The organism is Candidatus Saccharibacteria bacterium (assembly GCA_012965045.1).
Classification (GTDB): domain Bacteria; phylum Patescibacteriota; class Saccharimonadia; order Saccharimonadales; family DTSZ01; genus DTSZ01.
Genome location: DTSZ01000001.1, coordinates 92961 through 114305 on the forward strand (window position 1 = coordinate 92961; position 21345 = coordinate 114305).

Here is a 21345-nt window from a genome sequence, read left to right on the forward strand (position 1 = left end):
GCGTGTATACTACATTTTATGAGCAAAACAGATGTAACCCTAGAAGATATTACCAGTTTATGTAAGCGCCGAGGCTTTATTTATCAAGGCAGCGAAATATACGGCGGGTTGGCTGGTACATGGGACTATGGGCCGCTCGGGTTGCAGCTTAAAAAGAACATTATGAACCTGTGGTGGAAGACGTTTGTTGAAGATCGCAGCGATATGTACGGTGTTGACGGTGCAATCTTAATGAACCAAAAAACCTGGCAGGCCAGTGGTCATGTCGATACGTTTGTTGACCCATTGTGTGAAGACACCGTTAATCATAAACGATTTAGGACTGACCACATTTTAAAAGATAACGGCCACAATCCAGATGGCTTAACGATGCAACAAATAGATGAACTAATTGCAAACGAGGGCATTAAAAGCCCTGATGGCAACCCGTTGAGTGAATCTCGCACTTTTAATATGATGTTTGAAACTTTCATCGGACCAAACTCTAGGCACGAGATGCCTGGTGTCGTAAATGATGGACCTGCTAATTCAAATATAGTCACAATGGGAGGCTTGAACAAAGATTCGGTTGTTTCTTATAACAAAAAAGACCTTATTTATTTACGACCAGAAACTGCTCAGGCGATTTTTACGAATTATCGCAATATAGTAGATAGCTTTAGCCCAAATTTTCCGTTTGGAATTGCTCAGCAGGGTAAGGCGTTTAGAAATGAAATTTCTCCGCGTGATTTTGTGTTTCGATCACGAGAGTTTGAGCAAATGGAAATTGAATATTTTGTTCATCCAGATAACTGGGAAGAGCAGTTTGAGTTGTGGCGCAAAGAAATACTAAGTTTTTTTGAAAAGCTAGGATTGCCACAGGATAAATTGCACGAACTAGAGGTTCCAGACAATGACTTGGCCCACTACAGCAAGCGCACGATTGATTTTGAGTTTGAGTATCCACATGGAAAAGACGAGCTAGCCGGATTTGCATATCGTACTGATTTTGATCTGAGCAATGTTCAGCGGGTGAGTGGTAAAAATATGCAATACCGACCTAAAGACCAAAGTGAACCTTTTGTGCCACATGTATTAGAGCCGTCGTTTGGCGTGGAACGTGCAGTTATGGCGGTGCTTACCAGCGCCTATTGGCACGACACAGAAAATGACCGAATTGTCTTACGACTACCCAAGCACCTCGCTCCAGTAAAAATGGCGGTTAGCCCGTTACTTAAAAACAAACCAGAGTTGGTAAAAAAAGCTCAAGAAGTGTTTGGCGCGATGAAGGAAAAATATGGCAATGTGATGTGGGACGACAATGGCAACATTGGTAAACGTTACCGACGCCAGGACGAGATTGGTACTCCAACCTGTGTCGTAATTGACTTTGACACCCTTGAAGACGACACAGTCACCGTGCGCGACCGTGATACGACCGAACAAACACGCGTGAAAATTGAGGAACTGTAATAATTTCTGAGTCGATTGTTTACTACACCGATGGCAGCGCCAGCCCCAACCCTGGTCCAGGAGGCTTTGCAGTTATTAAAGATATGAAGCCAGCTATATTAGGCGGTGAACCGAGCGGAACAGAAACCACTAATATCCGCATGGAAGGTTTTGCGATTATTGCAGCGCTCAAAGATGCCAACGGACGGGAATGCGTTATTCATACCGACAGTGAATTTTGGATTAATGTCATTACTAAATGGTCGATTGCGTGGGAGGCTAAAGGTTGGAAGAAAAAGGGTGGAGACATAAAAAACCTCGACATTGTTAAGGAGGTCTGTGGTTTGTACAAGCAATCAAAAGCCAAGCTCGTCTGGGTGCGCGCCCACAATGACGATCCTGGTAATGAGATGGCAGATGAGTACGCTAACAAGGCCCGCGAACAAAATCTATAGAAGTAAAGTGCTAAAATGAATCCATGAAACTACTTTTAACTTCCGCGGGTATAGCTAATCAATCAATTGCAGATTCGCTAAGCGAATTAACAGATAAGAAACCAGAGCAAACTAAGATTGGCTTTATCCCTACGGCTATGAATGTTGAAGGAGCAAATAAAAATGAGCGTTGGTATCTGGGGCTTATAGATAACTTGCGAAGGTTTGGTTTCGGCTGGATTGATTTAATTGATATTTCAGCTGCAGATGTGGATTGGCGTACAAGGTTAAACGAAGTAGATGTTGTGTTTGTCGGAGGTGGTAATACGTTTCATTTACTAAACCAGGCACGCAAGACCGGTTTTGATCAATGGGTAAAGAAAAACATCAAAAATAAAGTATACGTAGGCGTAAGTGCCGGCAGCATTTTAGCAACTCCAACTATTGAAGTTGCAAGAATTGAACCAGCAGACCCAAATTTATGTGGATTAACTAATCTGACTGGTTTAGGGTTAATTGATTTTGAAATTGAGCCACACTGCGACCAAAAGAGGTTTAGGGTGGTAGAGAAATGGGCAGAGCAGAACAAGAAAAAAATTTATGCGCTCGACGACGAATGCGCTCTTAAGGTAATTAACCGATCAATAGAAGTAGTTTCAGAGGGAGCCTGGGAATTTTATGGTTAAAGTCGCTGAATTTAGGTTAAAACTATTCCCGAAAGATTTTTATAAAGTACGTAATTTTTACGAAGATCAGCTTGGCTTCAAGGTAGTGAACGAGTGGGATCATGAAGATAAAAAGGGTGTAATGTTTACAGTAGGCCCAGCAATACTGGAGCTATTGTGGGAGAAAGATCAAGCAACTCCAGAGTATCGATCATCAGATGTGTCTTGGCGAGTAGACGATGTGTGGAGTATTTGGGAAGAGTATAAAGGAAAAGAGTGTATTGTCTTTGAATTGCGAGACAATAGTTGGGGTGATACCTCATTTTTCATTAAAGACCCCGAAGGATTTAGAATTACTTTTTTCACAGAGCTTAAAGCCACTTGATATAATTGAGTCATGAGCAAATTAGATTTTAAGAAACTTGATTATTTTAAAGCTAAAAGAGAGCCAAGTATTGTAAATGTACCTAAAGCACAATATTTAGCAGTAGATGGAACGGGGCACCCAAGCTTGTCGGACGATTGGCAAAAAGCTATAGAAATGCTGTATCCAGTGGCATATGCAATTAGGATGTCACCAAAAAAAGACAGAGCGCCTGCAGGTTACCGAGAATATACAGTCGGGCCGCTAAGTGGTTTATGGTGGGCTGATGATGTTACTTCGCAAGAAGATTTTGAGTCTCGATTAAAAGAAGAATGGAAATGGACAGCACTCATTGTTCAGCCTGATTTTGCAACAAAGGAAGTGGCCGAGCAGTTTATTGAACTAACTAAAGAAAACAAGCCAGAGCTTGATCTAGATAAAATGTATTATTTGCAAGAAGAGACAACTGAAGCAGCACAGATATTGCATATAGGGTCGTATGAAGCCGAAGCGCCGACAATAAGAAAGCTACATGATTTTATTGAAGCACAGGGCTATAAAATCAATGGCAAACATCACGAAATATACTTAAGCGACCCGCGCCGAGTTGATGAATCAAAGCTTAAAACTATTATTAGGTATCCTGTAGAAAAATCATAAGTACGCTACACTAATAGAGTATGGATTTAAATTTTATAGTCAGTTTAATTGGCGGGTTGATGATAGGGCTTTTGGTAGCTAGTTTATGGCTTAGAAAGCCACAGACTGGAACTAATAATGAGAATCAGAACGACAGCCAGCTGCGCTTATTGCAAGATCAGATTGCTAAACTTACAGATAAAATGGACACCCGTTTAGATAAATCTAACACCATGCTGTTAAACAGTTTTGGTAAATTTCAAACAGAAACAAATCAAATCGTTAAAGATGTCACTCAGCGCCTGACTAAACTTGATGAAACTAATAAGCGTGTTGTTGATGTAGCAGACGAATTAAAGACCCTGCAAAACGTACTGCAAAATCCAAAACAACGAGGCGTATTAGGGGAGTATTATCTGCAGACGGTGTTAGAAAACGTCTTGCCACCTGGACGATTTGCTATGCAGTACAAGTTTGCTGATGGGGAAATAGTTGATGCGGCAATTTTTTTACAAGACAGCAAAATTTTACCAGTTGATTCGAAATTTAGTTTAGAAAATTACAATCGGCTTATAGACGAAAAGGACAAAACAAAACGGGATGCTCTTACGAAGTTAATAAAAAATGACTTAAAAAAACGGATTGATGAAACCGCCAAATATATTCGCCCACAGGAAAACACTATGGATTTTGCCTTTATGTTTTTGCCAAGCGAGGCCATGTATTATGACCTCCTTATAGCTAACGTGGGTGTGGTTAGCAGGGACTTAATTGAGTATGCGTTTCAAGAAAAAAAGGTGATTATTGTAAGCCCAACAAGCTTTTTAGCTTATTTACAAACTGTGCTACAAGGGTTGCGTAGCTTGCAGATTGAAGAGCAAGCCAAAGAAATTCAAAAGAATGTTGGTAAACTTGGACGGCATTTAGAAGTATATGATGAGTTTATGGGCAAACTAGGTAGTTCGCTTGGCACGACCGTAAACCACTACAACCGAGCCCACAAAGAGCTTAAAAAAGTTGATAAGGATGTAACTAAAATCACTGGTGCGACAGAGGTAGTAGACCCATTGCAATTAGACAAGCCACAGGGAGACGATTAATGGCGGCCGGAGTTCAGCAGGCGACATTTGCAGCTGGTTGTTTTTGGTGTTTAGACGCAATATTTCGTAAAACAATAGGAGTGACAAACGTTCAGTCTGGCTACAGTGGTGGCGAGCACGACAGCCCGACATATGATTCTATTCACACTCGAAATGACGGCTATGCAGAAAGTGTACATATTGAGTTCGATCCCGATCAAATTTCGTACGCAGTTTTGTTGGAAATTTTTTGGACGAGTCATAACCCAACTACGCCGAACCAGGACGGAGCTAATATTGGGCAAGAGTACCGAAGCATAATTTTTTACCATGATGATGAACAAAAGCAGCAGGCCGATATCAGTAAGCACGAAGTAGCGCCGACGCTATGGGATAAGCCAATAGTTACAGAGATTGTAGCGTTTGAGAAATTTTATACAGCTGAAGATCATCACCAGAACTTTTTCTTTGAAAAACCTAACAATCCTTACTGCATGGTTGTCATAAACCCCAAGCTAGCGAAATTCAAAGAACGGTTCGCGGAGTATGTCCGCGAGGAACCGCTTGGTACTTAATGAAGAAAGTCCTGATTTTAGAGGATAATAGGCAATTTGTCTCATTACTCACTGGCTATTTAGAAGAGCTGGCAACAAACCAAAGTACTCACATACAAATTGATGTGTATGAGTCTGAGCGCGATGTACTTGAGATAGTCAACCCGAACGCGACAAACTGGGATGCGATTTTATTAGACTATTACGCCGTTGATGGGACATTCTTTAAGCTCGACTTTGACTTAATTGACGCACACAAAGTGATAGCTATGTCTTCCGAGCCGTCCAAAAATGCCATAGCCAGAAGGTATGGAGTAACGCATACTGTGCAAAAGGATTATCGAAAACTAGGTACGAGCGCATACGCGATTGTACAAATATTAAAAGGAGTACTTTTTGGCAAAGAAGAATAAAACAGTAGTCGTAAACCTAGACGCCTTTGTGCCGAGTGGGCAGACTATAGGCGAGCTAGACGACGGTCGCAAGATTTTTGTGTGGGGAGGATTGCCAGGCGAAGAATGCAAGGTTGCTATCACTAAGTCGAAAACAAAATTTGCTCAAGGTATTGTCGTTGAGGTCATACAACCATCTAAGCAACGTGTTGAGCCAAAAGACGGAGCGTTTTTAAGTACGTCTCCGTGGCAGATCGTACCGTGGAAAATGGAGAACACCGAGAAACACCGATTGTTAAAGGAAACGTTTGCTCAGCAGGGAATTGAGGTGGAGTTCGATTGGCATAACGATGAGCAGCAATGGGCTTATCGCAACAAAATGGAGTTTAGTTTTTGGTGGGATCATGACACTGGACTTGAACTAGCGTTCCATATGCGCGGTGCACGACACCGACTACCCGTAGAGGGTAGTTCACTTGCCATGGAAGAAATTAACAGAGCAGCACGTGGAATTAGAGACGCTCTACGCGTAGCAGAGGTTGAGGCGAGAGTTTTAAAAACACTAATGCTGCGCGCCGACAGGAATGGGTCTGTGTATGCAGCGTTATTTGTTAAAGATAAAGATTTCCAGCCTCCGACCGACATAGAAAAAACAGTCGACGGTTTAAAAATTTATTTTAGTAATCCTAAAAGCCCGGCTTCTGTGAGCACGAAGCTTTTACATGCATTTGGCGAGGACAAGATCGTAGACAAAATCTTAGATACAGAACTGACGTATAGCGTTGAGTCATTTTTTCAGGTTAATATACCGGTCTTCGAGCAAGCCCTACGAGATATTAAAAAATTTACTACCGAAAGTGACGCTACCAGTATCGTAGATCTCTACAGTGGGGTAGGCAGTATTGGGCTGAGTGTTGGCGCCCATACGTTAGTTGATTCTGATACAGAATCAATTCGATTTGCAAAAATGAATGCCGCTAATAATGAAACAGTCATTCATTCCACCAGCGAACAGGCTGTTGAGCACATAAACAGCGCCGATATTCTAATTGTTGATCCACCGCGAGCTGGCCTGCATGGTTATGTAACTGATGCGATTGAGGAGTACCAGCCACGCTATGTTGTGTACTTGTCGTGCAACCCGGCAACACAAGCCCGCGATATCGGCCATCTCGGCAGCTATAAGATAACAGCTGCCAAAGGGTATAACTTTTTTCCTAAAACTCCACACATCGAAAGTTTGGTTATTTTAGAAAAAACTTAACAGTGGCTGAACGGAGCCATGTTGTATAGTAGTTTCATATATGTATAAGATTTTGGTTGTTGAGGATAACTCGGATATGCGCCAGGCGGTTGCCGAAGCGCTGGTACGAGATGGCCATAAGGTGTATTCGGCTGAATCAGCTGAGAAGGCAAAGGATTTTTTAGCGCAGGACGCCGACATTGATATTGGGATATTGGATATTAATTTACCGGGTGATTCGGGCCTAGATCTAACAGATTATATTCGCGATCTCGACATAACCATACCACTTATTGCAATTACAGCCCGGGATAGCCTACAAGAGCGAATTGAGGGGCTAGAGTCTGGCTTTACCGACTATGTTGTTAAGCCCTTCGATCTAACCGAGCTAATAGCCCGCGTCCACGCTCATTTACGTCAAGCTGGCCACAACGACGACAGGAGCCTTGTTTTGCGCACCAAGCGGTTTAAGTTAGTGCCAGATGCCTTTGAGTTCTTTGTTGATGACCATATGGTTGAGTTAACAAAAATTGAATTTAGAATTATGCAAAAACTGCTCGAAAATAACACTGTTATGGTCCCGATAGACGACATTATAGAATTTGCCTGGGGCGAGCAGTCAGACCTGATAAACCCTCCGATACGTATCCATATAGCTAATCTTCGTAAGAAAATTGGTGACGACGACTTTTCGGTAATCAAAACAATACCCGGTACAGGCTATAAGCTGAGTGATGGCTAGAGAAAAGTCCTCAACAAATATTCGAGAATTATTTTATGGTGTACGGCTAAAAATAACTCTTACAATTATTGTATTGGTTGCTTTTTCGATTTTCGTCTACGCGTTGACGCTGTTGCAGTCGATATCGCAGGTCCGGCTTACAGAACAAGAAACCCTGCAGATAATTAGCGACACCCAACCAGATACACAGCGAATTTTTTTCATGGATGTGCCCCAGGAAGCACTGCAAGACTATACAGGGGTATTGTACGAGGAATTTGTCGAGCGTAGAGCTCAAGGCGTAACCCGCTTAACGCCGTTAATTGTTCTAGCAAGCGGTGTAATTGCCTATGCCGTGGCACGTCAAATTTTGCGCCCAATCAAGGATTCTTACAGCGCTCAGGAGCGCTTTATGCAAGACGCAGCGCATGAATTTAGAAATCCGTTAGCGGCCCTAAAAGTTACCGTGCAAAATATTAAGTCGCGCGGCACGCTAGACAAAGACGATGCCTTAAAACTACTAAAATCAACTGAAACACAGGTAAATAGACTTATTTCAATCAACGAAGACTTGCTTTATTTGGAGCGAAAAGAAGAATCGCTATCGAAAAAATCAAAAAAACTTAATATCTCAGAGCTTCTATTAGACGTTCTTGAAGATTTAGAGTCATTGGCTCGACAACAAAATCTTAAAATAATTTCTAAAATTCAAGATGATATTTCTTTACGTATTCCGGCAGAACGTTTTGTGAAGATTGCCCAAAACATCATTGGCAATGCTATCAAATACAGTAAGCCTGGCTCTGGCGAAGTACGGGTTTCGCTGACAGAAAAGAATGGCAGTGTTCGGTTGAGCGTGCGGGACTTTGGAGTAGGTATTCCGAGTGACGACTTAGCTCAGATTGGCCGACGGTTCTACCGGGCGTCGAACACCTCGGCTTTTAGTGGTACCGGCCTTGGTATGGCGATTGTGCAAAAGGCAGTTTCGGCTCAAGGCGGTCAACTAACAGTTAATAGTAAGCCCGACGAGGGCACGCACGTTGTCGTGAATTTGTAGGTGCCTGACCCGCGTGGGTGTAATGGTCTACAATTGAACTGTACGAACTCCGGTATACGAGCTACGATATACTGACATGCAGCATCTTTCTAAGTCAGATTATTTAAAATTTCGGGTTCATCCAGCTTTCTTGTGGTATCAAAAACATAGTCCGAATGTTTTGCCAAAACCGACCGACAATCAAAAATATACCTTTCAACAAGGTGACGAATTTGAGCAGTACGCTAAACAACTGTTTGAGGGCGGGGTCGAGGTTGCTGCCGAGCATTATGATTTCAAGGAAGTTTTAAACCAGACTAGACAACTACTTTCTGGTGAATGGCGCGTGGTGTTTCAGCCAGGGTTTATGACTGACGACCGCCTGTACTGTAGAAGCGATATCATCGAGAAAACGGACACTGGCTGGATCTTGTATGAAGTAAAGAGTTCCACAAGTGTTAAAACAAGTCACTTGTTTGATTTAGCTTTTCAAAAAAAAGTTCTACAACAACTCGGGCATACCGTTACTGCCTGCCGGGTGCTGCATATTAATAAATTTTATAAAAGAAAAAAAGTCATACGACCTGAAAGTTTGGTTGCAATCCGTGACGTAAGCGAAGAAGTTGCCGAAATAGCCAATAAAGTCGACAAGGAAGTTGCAGAGGCGCAAGCCGTTATCGAGCAGGCGGAGGCCGACGATCACCCGGCTTTTGCTGGAAATTTGGCCGAATGGATGCCGATATACAATCATATTCATGACGTAGCGGATGATTCAGTTTTAAACCTAACAAGTATTAAACCATCGCAGGTAAAAGAATACTTTTTCGCTGGTATTGAGTCACTGCATGAGCTCGAGCCTAGTTCTGCATTAAATGACAGACAAAAATGGCAAATTAGGGCTACCAAAAATGGCTCGCCGCTGATTGACGGCGAAAAAGTAAAGACGTTTTTAGATTCTTTGCAGTATCCGTTGTATTTTCTCGATTACGAAACCTCGGCCTACGCAATTCCATTTTACGAGGGGGTGAAGCCATATCAACAGATGCCATTTCAGTATTCGCTACATAAACTCGATTCGCCGCAATCACCATTAGAACATTATGAATATCTGCACACCGAAAAAAACAATCCAGCCCAGCAACTAACGGAGTCATTACTGGGTGATTTGGGTGAAACAGGCACGGTGTTAGCTTGGTTTGATAAGTTCGAAAAATACTGTAATCGAACGCTTGCAGACTTTGTACCCGAACATAAAGATAGGCTCCATGACATTAATAAACACATGAAAGATTTACGCATACCATTTGCTAACTTCGGATATGTAGATGCGCGGTTTGGCGGCAGTACATCGATAAAAAATGTTCTTCCAGTGGTTGTACCTCAGTTAAGTTACAAAAGTCTCGGCATTCAAGAAGGCGGAGCAGCCCAGCGACTGTGGCAGCAGGTTGTGTTTGATTCTGTTGACGGAGGAGAACAAGTGTTTAACGATCTTATTGAATACTGCAAACTCGATACACTTGCTATGGTGGAAATTTATAGGGTGTTGCTTGCAGTTGCTGGTTTAGAGTCAGTCAAGACTCAAAGCAGTCTTTTTTAGTTTCGTCATTAACGCTTTATTTTGAGACAATAGGACGGTAATGTCTGATAATTTTACAAATCGGTACAATGGTTTAAACGCCAAGCAAAAGGAGGCTGTAGATTATATCGACGGCGCTCTGATGGTATTAGCTGGTCCTGGCACGGGCAAGACAGAGCTTCTATCAATGAGGGCTGCAAACATTCTACAAACAACCGATACGCATCCAAGCTCTATCTTATGTCTAACTTTTACTGACAAAGCATCGCTTAATATGCAGCAGCGGCTACAGGAAATCATTGGTTTTACAGCCCGTAATATTCAAGTGCGAACATTTCATAGTTTTAGCGCAGACGTGATTAACCAAAACCCAGAATATTTTTTTAATCATGCACTCGTCGAACCCGCCGATGACGTGATTCAACTACAAATTATTAATAATATTTTAGAAGAGCTACCATTTCAGAGTCGCCTTACGTCTAAATATGGCGGTAAGTTTACGCAAATTAAGCGAATTATCAGATCAATTGATCAAGCTAAAAAGGCTGGGCTCACCCCTGAGAAACTACGGTCGGTGGCTGCTCTGAACATTGCGTATATTGACTCTATCAGCGACAGGTTCGATCAAGTTTTTTCTAAGCGATTTAATAAGAATACAGCCAATGAGATTCATCAATTTCTAGATGAAATACCGACACTTGAAACAAAAACTCATCCTATTCGCGGCTACGACGAAGTGCTTCACTCTTCGTTAGCTGCAGTTCTGGTAGAAGCAGATGAAAACAACACAACAAAACCACTTAGTGCGTGGAAGAGTGCTCATAGCCAGGTTGTTGACGGTAAGCGTGTGCTAAAAGACGTAAAACGAAGCCTGTGGTGGTTAGAGCTAGCTGATGTATACCAGCAGTACCAATCAGCACTTGAAGAGCAAGGGTATTATGATTTTTCGGACATGGTTTTAAGTGTTATTACTGAGCTTGAGCAAAATGAGACGCTTCGACACGCAGTTGCAGAGCAATTTAATTATGTAATGGTTGATGAATTTCAAGATACAAATGATGCTCAGATGAGGCTTGTGAACCTTATTGTAGAGCTGCAAGCCAATAACCCCAACATAATGGTGGTAGGAGACGACGACCAGGCGATATATAGGTTTCAGGGGGCAGAAATATCGAATGCTCAGAACTTCCTTGATACCTTTACTCATACGAAGATTATCTCGCTGACTGAAAATTATCGCTCTAGTAGTAAATTAATTAATTCCAGTCAGACTATCGCAAGCAAAATACTGCATCGACTATCGGCCCAACTTGATATACCTAAAAAAATCGAAGCAAAATTCAATACTACTACCGATAAAGTCGAACACAAAAGTTATTCAACGCTCGATGTTTCTTACGTTTCTATTGCACAATCAATCGAGCACGACTACAAAGCAGGCTTGTCGGTGGCTGTTTTAGCGCGCAATCATTCCAGCCTTGCCAAGATAGCTGCCGTGCTTGATGAATGCAATGTGCCACTGCAGTATGACAGGCAGAGCAATGTGTTCGAGCTGCCTGGCATTCAGCTCCTTATAAATGTGTTAAAGACTGTTGCATCAATACAAAAAGGCGATATACAACAGTCTACCTATTTACTGCGTACCATTTTGCCGAGCGATGTTGTAGGTTTAGATTCTAAGTTTTTATGGTCTTTTAGTATACGTAATCGATATGAAGACTGGGTGAGCGCTGCTCTTGCTAGTGAAAATGAGGACCTGTTGTCTTTTGTAGAGTGGTTGGTTGAGTTAGCAAAATTAGAAAGAAATACCTCGATTTCAATTTTGCTGGAATATATTTTAGGCTTGAAGCCCCTTGGTAGCTACGTTTCGCCACTGAAAAAACTTGTTGATTCTGCCGAAGATTTTGAAGCGATGCAATTACTGTCCGGTGTACAAAAACTAAGGTCTCTCGCGAGTAGCAGCTTAAAATCTAGCAGCAATAATCTGCAGTCATTTGTTGAGCTTTTACGGTCCTATGAAGATTTAGATCTTCAAATTTCAAATGAACTAACTTTTTTAAATGGTGATTCATTTGTGAACCTAATGACTGTTCATAAATCTAAAGGGCTGGAGTTCGATAGTGTATTTGTGTTGGACGCTGTAGATTCTATTTGGAGTCCATCACGGTCTCGAAACAAAACACCAATTAATTTAGAAATGATGCAAGAGTACGGCGAGGATCCTGACGATTATGCTCGCTTATTGTACGTTGCAGCAACACGGGCAAAGTCCAGATTAGTATTTGTTAGCTATAAAACCGATGCTGCAGGCAAAGCTCAATTACCAAGCCCACTTCTTGCCGACATACCCCCAACAGATATAACTAGTACTAAGCAGGTACTTCACCAGTCCTTGCTACGAGCTAATACATGGCCACGACTCAACCATACTGACGAGAAGCTCCTACTTAAGCCCCTTCTTACCAACTATGAGCTTTCGGTGACTCATCTTATAAATTTTTTGGATATCGAAAATGGAGGGCCGCAGCTGTTCATTGAACGGAACCTTTTGCGTCTGCCAGATGTGAAGTCTCCCCACATGGGGTACGGGACGGCAATTCATGCCGCGCTCCGCTTACTGCAATTACAGTTCAATAAGCAGTCAGTGCAGCTTGATTTAGTGCTTGATGAATTTGATTCTGTACTTGAAACACAACACCTTGAGCAGCCAGCTTTTATAAAATATAGACAAAAGGGTCGTGAGTTGCTTGAGAAATATGTTAAAAATCCAGATCTGCTTACACTGATTGAAGGCGCACAGCCTGAACGTAGTATAAAAGCCGTAAAAATTGGCGATGCAACTATTGGTGGTCAAATCGATAGGCTGGATGAACTACAGTCAGAGCTAGTTGTCGTTGATTATAAGACTGGCTCTCCGTTGGCTCCAGAGCTTGGCGCTAAAACAAAAACACACGGTATAAAGGCTTTTAAGCATCGCTTACAACTCATCTTCTATAGCCTGTTACTAGAGGACTACGCAGCTCAGAAACATAAATCAATCAAGGGTCGCATGGTATATGTAGAAGCCCAAAGCGATAAAGATTTGGTGCGCGAATACATTCCGAGCCACGTAGAAAAAGATCAGTTAAAGCTGTTAATTGACGTAGTGTGGGGCAAGATTCAGGCGTTCGAGTGGCCAGAGGTATCTGGATACGAGGAGTCTTTTGAAGGAATGAAGCAATTCATTACTGATTTAATTGGAGAAAATCAAATAATATGAGGTATTTAGAGGTAGATATCGGTGGTACTCCTATGTCAATCAAAGTACTAAAACACCATTGGGCAAAAAAGCTTACTATGAAAGTGAATAGCTTGGGTGAAGTCACGGTCACAATACCCAAACATTCTTCGTATAATTTGGCAAAAAAATTTGTGGAGACTAATACCCCGTGGCTCCAGGCTCGAGCAGATGTAATTAGTCGACAAAAAACTAAGCCAACTCAGAACGAACTGCGACAGGCACGCGCTCTTGTCTATGCAAAATTAGATCGTTGGGGGAGTGAAGTTGGCGTAACTTGGAATAAAGTTTTTATCCGAAACCAATCAACCCGCTGGGGCAGTTGCTCATCTGTTAATAACCTAAGTTTTAACTGGCGAGTACTAAATTTATCACCCGAATTGCAAGACTACTTAATAGTTCATGAGCTCGCTCATATAAAACAACATAACCACAGTAAGCAGTTTTGGACTGAGGTTGCTCGTGTCCTGCCAGACTACCGAGAGCGAAAGCGCCAATTGGATGCTATCGATCTAATTCAGTAGGAATGCTACGCTAGGTACCATGAATGTAGAGGGTATTAAATTAGTTACAATTGGCGGCGGAACCGGTAGCTTTACATTACTTTCAGCCTTACGTAATTATGTTACTAATGTTACAGCTATTGTAAACATGGCGGATGATGGTGGTTCGACAGGTAAATTACGAGATGAACTTGGAGTGTTGCCTCCAGGCGATGTCCGGCAGTGTCTTGTTGCTCTCGCGGAAGATTCATCAGTAGTTCGTGAGTTGTTTAATTATAGATTTGGAGAAGGTGATCTTAGCGGGCATAGCTTCGGGAACTTGTTTTTGACTGCGCTTGAAAAAGTTACCGGTGACTTTGCCCAAGCCGTTGAAACTGCAAGTAAAGTTTTAAATATCAGTGGTCGAGTTCTACCTGTTACTACCGACCCACTTACATTGGTGTATCAAAAGCAAAATGGCGACGAAGTACGCGGTGAATTTAAAATTGCCGAATCAGATCTGCAGTCCGAGGGAGTGTTGCCGCAGTTAAAATTAGACCCTTCAGGGGCTATTACGCCCGAAGCGCGTGCGGCAATAACAACTGCCGATATGGTAGTAATCTGCCCGGGGAATCTTTATGGATCGCTGGCGCCTGCATTACTGGTGGAGGGTGTGGCTGAGGCTTTGCAAGAAACGAAAGGAACCGTAGTGTATGTAAGTAATTTGGTAACTAAACCCGGGCAGACAACCGGCTTATCTGTTGCCGACCACGCCAGTGAGATCGAACGGTTTGTTGGCGATCGAATACTAGATTATGTGCTGTTCAACAACAAGAAACCGAGTGATAGTCTCTTGGCTAAATACGCAAAAAAGAACGAGTATGCTTTGGATTTTGATATCGGGCGGCTGAAATCGATGCACTATACAACCAAAGGAGACAATTTTGTAAGCAATGATATGTATTTCCAAGATCCAAATGACACCGCTATCCAACGAACACTGATTCGCCATAACGCAGATAAAGTGGCCCGAACCCTGATGAAAATATATTTTAGCTAATGCTAATTACGTATATGTTTGGTACTGTTTGTGTATGAAGAAATTATATTTTTTAGATTTTGATCGAACACTGTTTAACAATCATGAGTTTTTTCAGGACTTCTCAACTATTTTAGCGGCTTATTTTGAAATCAACGGCGACGACTTACACCAAATCGCAAAAAAACATAATCAAATTAGGTCTACAGCCAAAGGCATTTTTAGCGCATTTGACATGATCCGTGAAGAATATCCACAAATTAATATTGATGATGTAAAACGCATAGCAACGCAAGAGTTGGCTGAACGGACCTATGTTTTTGCAGATGTAGAGAGAACATTAAAAATTATTGACGCGGCAAATGACGATATTCATATTGTGACAGTCGGGACAGATGAGTATCAGCGCTTTAAGTTTGGCTTTGCGCCAAAGCTAAAATACTACCCGCTAACAATCACCCAAGAATCAAAAGGGAAGTGTTTGTTGCAGTTTAAGGATACATTTAATCAGTACGAAAAGGTGGTACTAGTAGACGACCGAGGCGACACATTTGACGATGAGTTCCGCGAACTTGGTATTGATGGGATTAGACTTAACCGCGTTGATAGTACCTATAGTTCAAAACCGACTCCGCCGGATGTTAAAGAAATAGCAACGTTAATTGAACTTGTGTCGTGATACGTCCAAGAGTAGCTGTTATAGCTGCTGCTGGCTTTGGTGGTAGGATGATGCCTGTTACAAAATCCATAAGTAAAGAAATGCTCCCCGTAGGCAACAGGCCGATAGTTGATTATGCGGTAGAGAACGCGGTTAAAGCGGGGGTTGAAAAGATAATATTTATTACCCGCGAGGATGATGATCAGCTGCGGAGCTTTTATTCAAAGCCTAAACAAGCACTTGTAGACGGCCTAGCGTCAATCGGAAAAACGAACATTATCCCTGATATTGAGTATTTACACACCCTGGCAGAGTTCGTGTTTGTAGATCAACCGCATGATGGACGGTACGGAACCGGCCTATTGCCGGTCATAGCCCAGCAGGCGCTAGAATCTGAAGAATTATTTTGGTTGCTGGCAGGTGACAATGCAGCTTTTAGGCCAGACGGCCGAGAGTTGGAATTACTACTCCAAACGCTTAACGAGCACGATATGCACAGTGCAATCGCCTGCACCGAGGTTCCTCTACAGAATGTTGGACGGTATGGAGTGATTGAATATCAAGATAGTAACGATCATAAAATATTTAATCGGATAGTAGAGAAGCCAGCTCCAGACCAAGCACCATCTAATCTCATTAACATTTCAAGCTACTTATTTCATGCAGACATAATTGATATATGTAAAACCATAGAGATAACTGACAATGAATATTTGTTAACCGATGCTTTTGAAGAATATTCAAAACGGCACCCGATGCTAACATGGCCGATTACTGGCAGTTTTATAGATGTCGGCAACCCAAAAGCATTTGCCGAAGCAAACCAGCTCGTCATTAACACTATTCGTGGCTAACATGGATCTGCTGCCGATTGCTACATGCTTTGTGGCTTTAGTAGCAAGCATTGGCAGCAGCATAGCGGGTGGAGGCGGTGGCCTACTTATTTCACCGTATATGATCTTAATTGGACTACCACCACAAGTAGCAGTTGCCACACCTAAACTTGCTGGCCTGGGGCTTGCAATCGGTTCGGTTCAACGGTTCGCCCGTTCCAATGTTATTAACTGGCGAATGGTTGTATGGCTTGCTCCAATATCAATTGTTGCCGGTATAGTTGGACCCCAGATTTTAGTACAAACTTCACAAAAAGTTGTCGGGTATATCGTAATTGCAGTATCTATTTCATTGAGCCTAGCAACTCTTAAAAGTAAGGTCGGGCTCGAAGAAAGACAGCCGTCAAAACGTGGGCGCTTGCTTGGTTACGCGCTGTATAGCCTTATAGCAATACTGCAAGCCGCCTTCGGTTCTGGTATAGGCAGCTTAATAATGTTTGTTTTTATGGGGTTGCTCGGTATGAATGCTTTAGCCGCGAATGCCACTAAGCGAGTGGTGGGCGTCGGCATCTTAATACCAGCAAGTATTATTTTATTTAGTAATGGCCTCATTGATGTACCGCATGGAATAGCCATGCTGCTGGGCATGTACTGTGGCGGTTGGATCGGTGCACATATCGCTATCAACAGAGGTAGCCAATTTATAAGAACAGCTTTTATTGCAGTTACTATCGTCACGGCTATAACAGCGGCTATCAGATTTTAGTTTTACACAATGCTGTGGAAAATAGGGTAATATACCAAAAAAGTGGGTATAAGTGGGTTGCAGTGGGTAATTGTGGGTGGTAAAGTAATGTCAGTGGAACAAAAAGCCCAAAAGCAGGGTAAAAAACAAAAATAAAAAAACCACTACATTAACAACAAAATAGGTACATGACTTCTATAGATTTTTTTGAACGCCGCTTAGACGACAAAAATCGGCTGACAATACCAGCCGAAGTTCGAAGCGAGTTCGATAACGGAGAAGTAGTACTCACACGAGGTTTTGGACCGTATCTGCATATGTACACACTCCAAGTATGGAATGAGCAGGTAGAACCAGAACTTAAAGGAGCAATCTTGGACGAAAAGATAGCTGATTTAAACGTAATATTTCGCAGAGGAAAAGTAGTAACTACTATGGACTCTAAGCAAGGCAGAATTACGCTTGATCAAAGTCTTATCGATTTCGCCACTATTACTCGAGATGTTGTTGCCGTTAGAGCAGGAAACTACTGGAGATTAATGTCTCCCGCCGTTGCCGACGCAGTCTAAACACTTGTTTAGGTTAATGTTTTAGTACTTTAACAATCTAAGATTACGAGCAAATAACCAAAACCAATGGTTTGCCACAAACAATAGAAGTTTATCTATCTGGCAGCCAGCAAGTGGATTGAAGTAACCACTTTATAAAAACTTTTGCACCTTTTAAAAAATTTGGAAACACCTCCCAAACTCCACCTCACACATAAGTCTCTCAATCGCAAGTTCAAGCTTCTATTATAGAAGATACATCCACTTGCGACTCATCATTTAGGATTCGTCCCGAATGATAAACAAAAACAAAAACATACGTACAAAACAAAACGCTGACTGCTGGTTAGATGAACTTTTTTTCATCGATTCTCTACAACTTATATTCTGCCAAAATTCTGGGCAGGGTCTAAGTTGTGGAGACACATCACAATCCACACACACCGGTTTTATGTAAGCAGGTAGTAACGCTACTAGAACCGCAAAAAGAACAAAGTTATCTTGACTTGACTGCCGGATATGGCGGTCATGCTAGTGAAATTCTTGATTCAACATGGGCATGGAATCAAACAACACTAGTTGATCGAGACGCACAAGCCATAAAACACTTAGAAAACCGTTTTTATGAGCATAAGGACCTGTTGCGATTTGTTCACGCGGATATGGTAACAGCACTACAGGCATTAATTGACGAATCTCGTCAGTTTGATATGATCTTGGCCGATTTGGGCATCTCTTCGGTTCATGTTGATCAAGCAGACAGAGGCTTTAGCTTTATGCGAAACGGCCCGCTTGATATGCGCATGGACCCTCGCCAGGATCTAACAGCTGCAATCGTTGTCAATACATGGAGCGAGGTCGATTTACTACAAATTTTGCGCGAATATGGCGAAGAACGCCAAGCAAAACGAATAGTCCAGGCCATAATGGCACATCGACCTATCCGTACTACAGAAGAACTGGCTGATGTTGTCTCCACGGTGGTACACCGCAAAGGGAAGAAACACCCAGCAACACGTACGTTCCAAGCACTGCGAATAGCCGTCAACGACGAAGTCGGACAGCTAAAAACAATGCTACAACTCGTGCCAAAGGTCGTAAGTCCCGGTGGTAGAGTCGCAATTATAAGCTTCCATAGCTTAGAGGACCGCTTAGTAAAACAAGCATTTAAAGACCTCACAAGCCTTGGTATTGAAAGCGATTTTACATTACTAACCACCAAGCCGGTAACGGCAACCGAAGATGATATAAATCCGCGTGCCCGTAGCGCAAAGCTGCGAGCCGTTGCAAAAATAAAACAAACAGGCGACAAAAAACCAAAATAGTTTTATCGCCGAGAAAGGACACCTTACTATGCCTATCAAGGTACAAGGTCAATCCCACGCTTACAAAGTACTCGTAAAAGTACAGTAGGTAATAAATAGCCACGATTAATCGGTGCGTTAGCATGTACTCACGTGCGTGCTAGCCGCTGGCGTGGCCAAAAATAAAAAGAAAGAACATTAATATATGACACATTCCGCACGAGTTTCAGCCGGTTCGACCCGAAGAGTTAGTCGAAATCGCAATGCTGTCAGCCATCGAAGTAGTGTTTCCTTGGGTCCTATTTCTAATATGCTGATTGTAGGACTTATCCTTACTGCAATGGGGCTTTTGTACTTAGTTCAAATTACAAAGACCTCAGTGTATGGTTTTGAAGTTAACGAACTTAAAGAAACCCAAACAGAGCTAACTCAAGAGAACCAGAGTTTACGTGTTGAAGCAGCTCGGTTACAATCACTGCAGCGAATAAGCGACAGCGATTTGGTCCAAGAATTCCAACCAACTGAAGAACTTAGCTTTCTTCCTCGCTAGTATTTAAAAACGTACAATTATGGCACGACAACAACAGTCAAAAGTTTCTATTGATAGGTATCTTCTTACAAAGATATTTTTGTTTGTTGTTGGATTATTTTTTATGGTGCGGCTGTTTCAAATACAAGTGCTTGAGCACAGCTACTACAGTCAAAAAGCAGTATCGACGCACAACAAAAGCTATGTAATTCCTGCCGAACGAGGAGAGATATTTATTCAAGATAAAAACGGCAATTCTGTGCCGTTAGCGTTAAATGAAACATTTGTACGGGTAATTGCTGATCCACGTTACATAACCAATTCCGAAGAGGTTAGCCAGCGTATTGCCGAAGCTACTGGTGGTGATCAAGGATATTACAAAGAACAACTCGATAAAGACACCTCTTACGCAGTTCTCGAGGACTATTTAGATCTCGAAACCGGCGAAAAAGTAGCTGATCTTAATTTGGCGGGTATAGCTCTCCGCGATGTGACCCGCCGTGTCTACCCAGAAGGGTCTTTAGCGGCACATTCACTTGGTTTTGTGAATGCCGACGGGGCAGGGCAATATGGGATAGAACAGTACTATGACAAAGAGCTACAGGGCGTCGAAGGACGACTCAGCGGTGCGTTTGATGTGCGAGGAATTCCGATAGCTGTTGCAGATTCAATAGAGCAGCCAGCGCTGCCAGGTAATGACGTAGTCCTTACCATTGATAAAAACATCCAATACGAGGTAGAAAGAGCGTTGAAAGAGGGTGTAGAGCGGGTTGACGCCACCAAAGGGAGCGCGGTAGTAATGGATCCTTCGACAGGGGAGGTTAAGGCACTGGCCAACTACCCAAGCTACAGTCCAGAAAGTTACCGTTCCGTGGACGATATTGCAGTGTTTACCAACGCCGCAATATCCGAACCAATAGAACCGGGTTCGGTTGTGAAAATTTTTAGCATGGCTGCTGGCTTACAGTCAGGAACAGTAACGCCAGACACAACCTATTTAGACCGATCATGCGAAGAAATCGACGGCTTCACCATTTGCAATACTGGCGATCGCGTGACTAAACACCGTTCAATGACAGAGACCATTACTCGTAGTGCTAATACTGGTGTTATCTACGTTTTAAAAACGCTTGATGGTGACGATGATTCTATTAGTCGAGAGGACAAAGAGTTATTGCATGATTATTACATCAATAGATTACATTTAGGATCGCCAACTAATATTGAATTGTCGGGTGAGCGTGGCGGTGTTGTTGACGGGCCTGAGGTGAGCGATGTTCGCTACGCGAATATGACATTTGGCCAAGGTCTTTCAATTAATATGGTTCAGCTGGCTGCATCGTTGAGCTCGGTTATAAACGGGGGAACGTATTACAAACCACACATTGTAGCGAGCCAGATTGACAGCGCAGGCAACGAATATGCCGTTAAGCCACAAGTGGTTGAGCGCAATGTAGTGTCTGAAGAAGCTTCCCAGCAGCTAAAAACTATGATGGAAACAGTTGTCACTAACGGTGGCGGTAGGTCTGCATATCGGTCGGGCTATTCAATCGGCGGCAAAACCGGGTCTGCTCAAATCGCTAATCCTGAAGGTGGCTACTATGAAGACAGAGTCTTAGGAACGTTTTTTGGATTTGCACCGTCAGAAGATCCCCAGTACGTTATTGTCGTACGAATTGATGAACCCCAAGGTGTGTTTGCGGGCAGTGGTGCCGCCGCACCGGTTTTCGCAGATATTTCAAATTGGTTAATTGACTATTACGGTATCGCCCCTAAAGGAGTAGAATAAAGGTAGC

General features: G+C 42.6%; 22 protein-coding genes. All 22 read left to right on the plus strand.

Annotated elements, in window-relative coordinates; all coding sequences use genetic code 11:
- Window positions 1-18: 18 nt before the first annotated feature.
- The 22 genes from EYO12_00415 (at window position 19) to EYO12_00520 (ending at window position 21338) form a co-directional block, all read left to right on the plus strand.
- On the plus strand, window positions 19-1452 hold the full coding sequence (locus EYO12_00415) for a glycine--tRNA ligase (protein HIA91564.1): 1434 nt from the start codon (window positions 19-21) through the stop codon (window positions 1450-1452).
- Window positions 1453-1466: 14 nt separating this feature from the next.
- Complete coding sequence (locus EYO12_00420; GenBank protein ID HIA91565.1) at window positions 1467-1886, plus strand: ribonuclease HI; 420 nt, start codon at window positions 1467-1469, stop codon at window positions 1884-1886.
- A 23-nt stretch (window positions 1887-1909) separates the two neighbouring features.
- Window positions 1910-2551: a hypothetical protein gene (locus EYO12_00425; GenBank protein HIA91566.1), complete on the plus strand. Its 642-nt coding sequence runs from the start codon at window positions 1910-1912 to the stop codon at window positions 2549-2551.
- Complete coding sequence (locus tag EYO12_00430) at window positions 2544-2915, plus strand: VOC family protein (GenBank protein HIA91567.1); 372 nt, start codon at window positions 2544-2546, stop codon at window positions 2913-2915. The genes EYO12_00425 and EYO12_00430 overlap by 8 nt, the downstream gene beginning before the upstream one ends.
- Window positions 2916-2927: 12 nt before the next feature.
- On the plus strand, window positions 2928-3554 hold the full coding sequence (locus tag EYO12_00435) for a hypothetical protein (GenBank protein HIA91568.1): 627 nt from the start codon (window positions 2928-2930) through the stop codon (window positions 3552-3554).
- A 20-nt stretch (window positions 3555-3574) separates the two neighbouring features.
- Window positions 3575-4633: a DNA recombination protein RmuC gene (locus EYO12_00440; protein HIA91569.1), complete on the plus strand. Its 1059-nt coding sequence runs from the start codon at window positions 3575-3577 to the stop codon at window positions 4631-4633.
- The gene (gene msrA, locus EYO12_00445; GenBank protein HIA91570.1) at window positions 4633-5187 is read left to right on the plus strand and encodes a peptide-methionine (S)-S-oxide reductase MsrA; all 555 of its coding nucleotides are present in this window, start codon (window positions 4633-4635) and stop codon (window positions 5185-5187) included. The genes EYO12_00440 and msrA overlap by 1 nt, the downstream gene beginning before the upstream one ends.
- The gene (locus EYO12_00450) at window positions 5187-5579 is read left to right on the plus strand and encodes a hypothetical protein (GenBank protein ID HIA91571.1); all 393 of its coding nucleotides are present in this window, start codon (window positions 5187-5189) and stop codon (window positions 5577-5579) included. Before msrA ends, EYO12_00450 begins: the two co-directional genes overlap by 1 nt.
- On the plus strand, window positions 5563-6822 hold the full coding sequence (locus tag EYO12_00455) for a class I SAM-dependent RNA methyltransferase (protein HIA91572.1): 1260 nt from the start codon (window positions 5563-5565) through the stop codon (window positions 6820-6822). The genes EYO12_00450 and EYO12_00455 overlap by 17 nt, the downstream gene beginning before the upstream one ends.
- A gap of 40 nt (window positions 6823-6862) precedes the next feature.
- Entirely contained in the window at window positions 6863-7543 is a 681-nt protein-coding gene (locus tag EYO12_00460; GenBank protein HIA91573.1) for a response regulator transcription factor, read from the plus strand.
- Window positions 7536-8579: a HAMP domain-containing histidine kinase gene (locus EYO12_00465; GenBank protein HIA91574.1), complete on the plus strand. Its 1044-nt coding sequence runs from the start codon at window positions 7536-7538 to the stop codon at window positions 8577-8579. The genes EYO12_00460 and EYO12_00465 overlap by 8 nt, the downstream gene beginning before the upstream one ends.
- Window positions 8580-8655: 76 nt before the next feature.
- The gene (locus EYO12_00470; protein HIA91575.1) at window positions 8656-10155 is read left to right on the plus strand and encodes a DUF2779 domain-containing protein; all 1500 of its coding nucleotides are present in this window, start codon (window positions 8656-8658) and stop codon (window positions 10153-10155) included.
- Window positions 10156-10195: 40 nt separating this feature from the next.
- The gene (locus EYO12_00475) at window positions 10196-13393 is read left to right on the plus strand and encodes an ATP-dependent helicase (GenBank protein HIA91576.1); all 3198 of its coding nucleotides are present in this window, start codon (window positions 10196-10198) and stop codon (window positions 13391-13393) included.
- Window positions 13390-13935 carry a M48 family peptidase gene (locus EYO12_00480; protein ID HIA91577.1) on the plus strand — a complete coding sequence of 182 codons (546 nt, stop codon included), beginning with the start codon at window positions 13390-13392 and terminating at the stop codon, window positions 13933-13935. The genes EYO12_00475 and EYO12_00480 overlap by 4 nt, the downstream gene beginning before the upstream one ends.
- A gap of 19 nt (window positions 13936-13954) precedes the next feature.
- A complete protein-coding gene (locus EYO12_00485) occupies window positions 13955-14953 on the plus strand; it encodes a YvcK family protein (GenBank protein ID HIA91578.1) in 999 nt (332 codons plus the stop codon).
- A gap of 34 nt (window positions 14954-14987) precedes the next feature.
- Window positions 14988-15611, plus strand: a complete 624-nt coding sequence (locus tag EYO12_00490) for a hypothetical protein (protein ID HIA91579.1) — start codon at window positions 14988-14990, stop codon at window positions 15609-15611.
- Window positions 15608-16444 carry a hypothetical protein gene (locus EYO12_00495; protein HIA91580.1) on the plus strand — a complete coding sequence of 279 codons (837 nt, stop codon included), beginning with the start codon at window positions 15608-15610 and terminating at the stop codon, window positions 16442-16444. Before EYO12_00490 ends, EYO12_00495 begins: the two co-directional genes overlap by 4 nt.
- The gene (locus tag EYO12_00500) at window positions 16380-17189 is read left to right on the plus strand and encodes a sulfite exporter TauE/SafE family protein (protein HIA91581.1); all 810 of its coding nucleotides are present in this window, start codon (window positions 16380-16382) and stop codon (window positions 17187-17189) included. The genes EYO12_00495 and EYO12_00500 overlap by 65 nt, the downstream gene beginning before the upstream one ends.
- Before the next feature lie 167 nt (window positions 17190-17356).
- Window positions 17357-17737: a hypothetical protein gene (locus EYO12_00505; protein HIA91582.1), complete on the plus strand. Its 381-nt coding sequence runs from the start codon at window positions 17357-17359 to the stop codon at window positions 17735-17737.
- A gap of 395 nt (window positions 17738-18132) precedes the next feature.
- Window positions 18133-19041 (plus strand): 16S rRNA (cytosine(1402)-N(4))-methyltransferase RsmH, encoded by a 909-nt coding sequence (gene rsmH / locus EYO12_00510; GenBank protein HIA91583.1) that lies wholly within the window; start codon window positions 18133-18135, stop codon window positions 19039-19041.
- Window positions 19042-19330: 289 nt separating this feature from the next.
- Window positions 19331-19570, plus strand: coding sequence for a hypothetical protein (locus EYO12_00515; protein ID HIA91584.1), 240 nt, complete (start codon window positions 19331-19333; stop codon window positions 19568-19570).
- A 19-nt stretch (window positions 19571-19589) separates the two neighbouring features.
- Window positions 19590-21338 (plus strand): penicillin-binding protein 2, encoded by a 1749-nt coding sequence (locus EYO12_00520; protein ID HIA91585.1) that lies wholly within the window; start codon window positions 19590-19592, stop codon window positions 21336-21338.
- The last annotated feature ends 7 nt before the right edge of the window (window positions 21339-21345 follow it).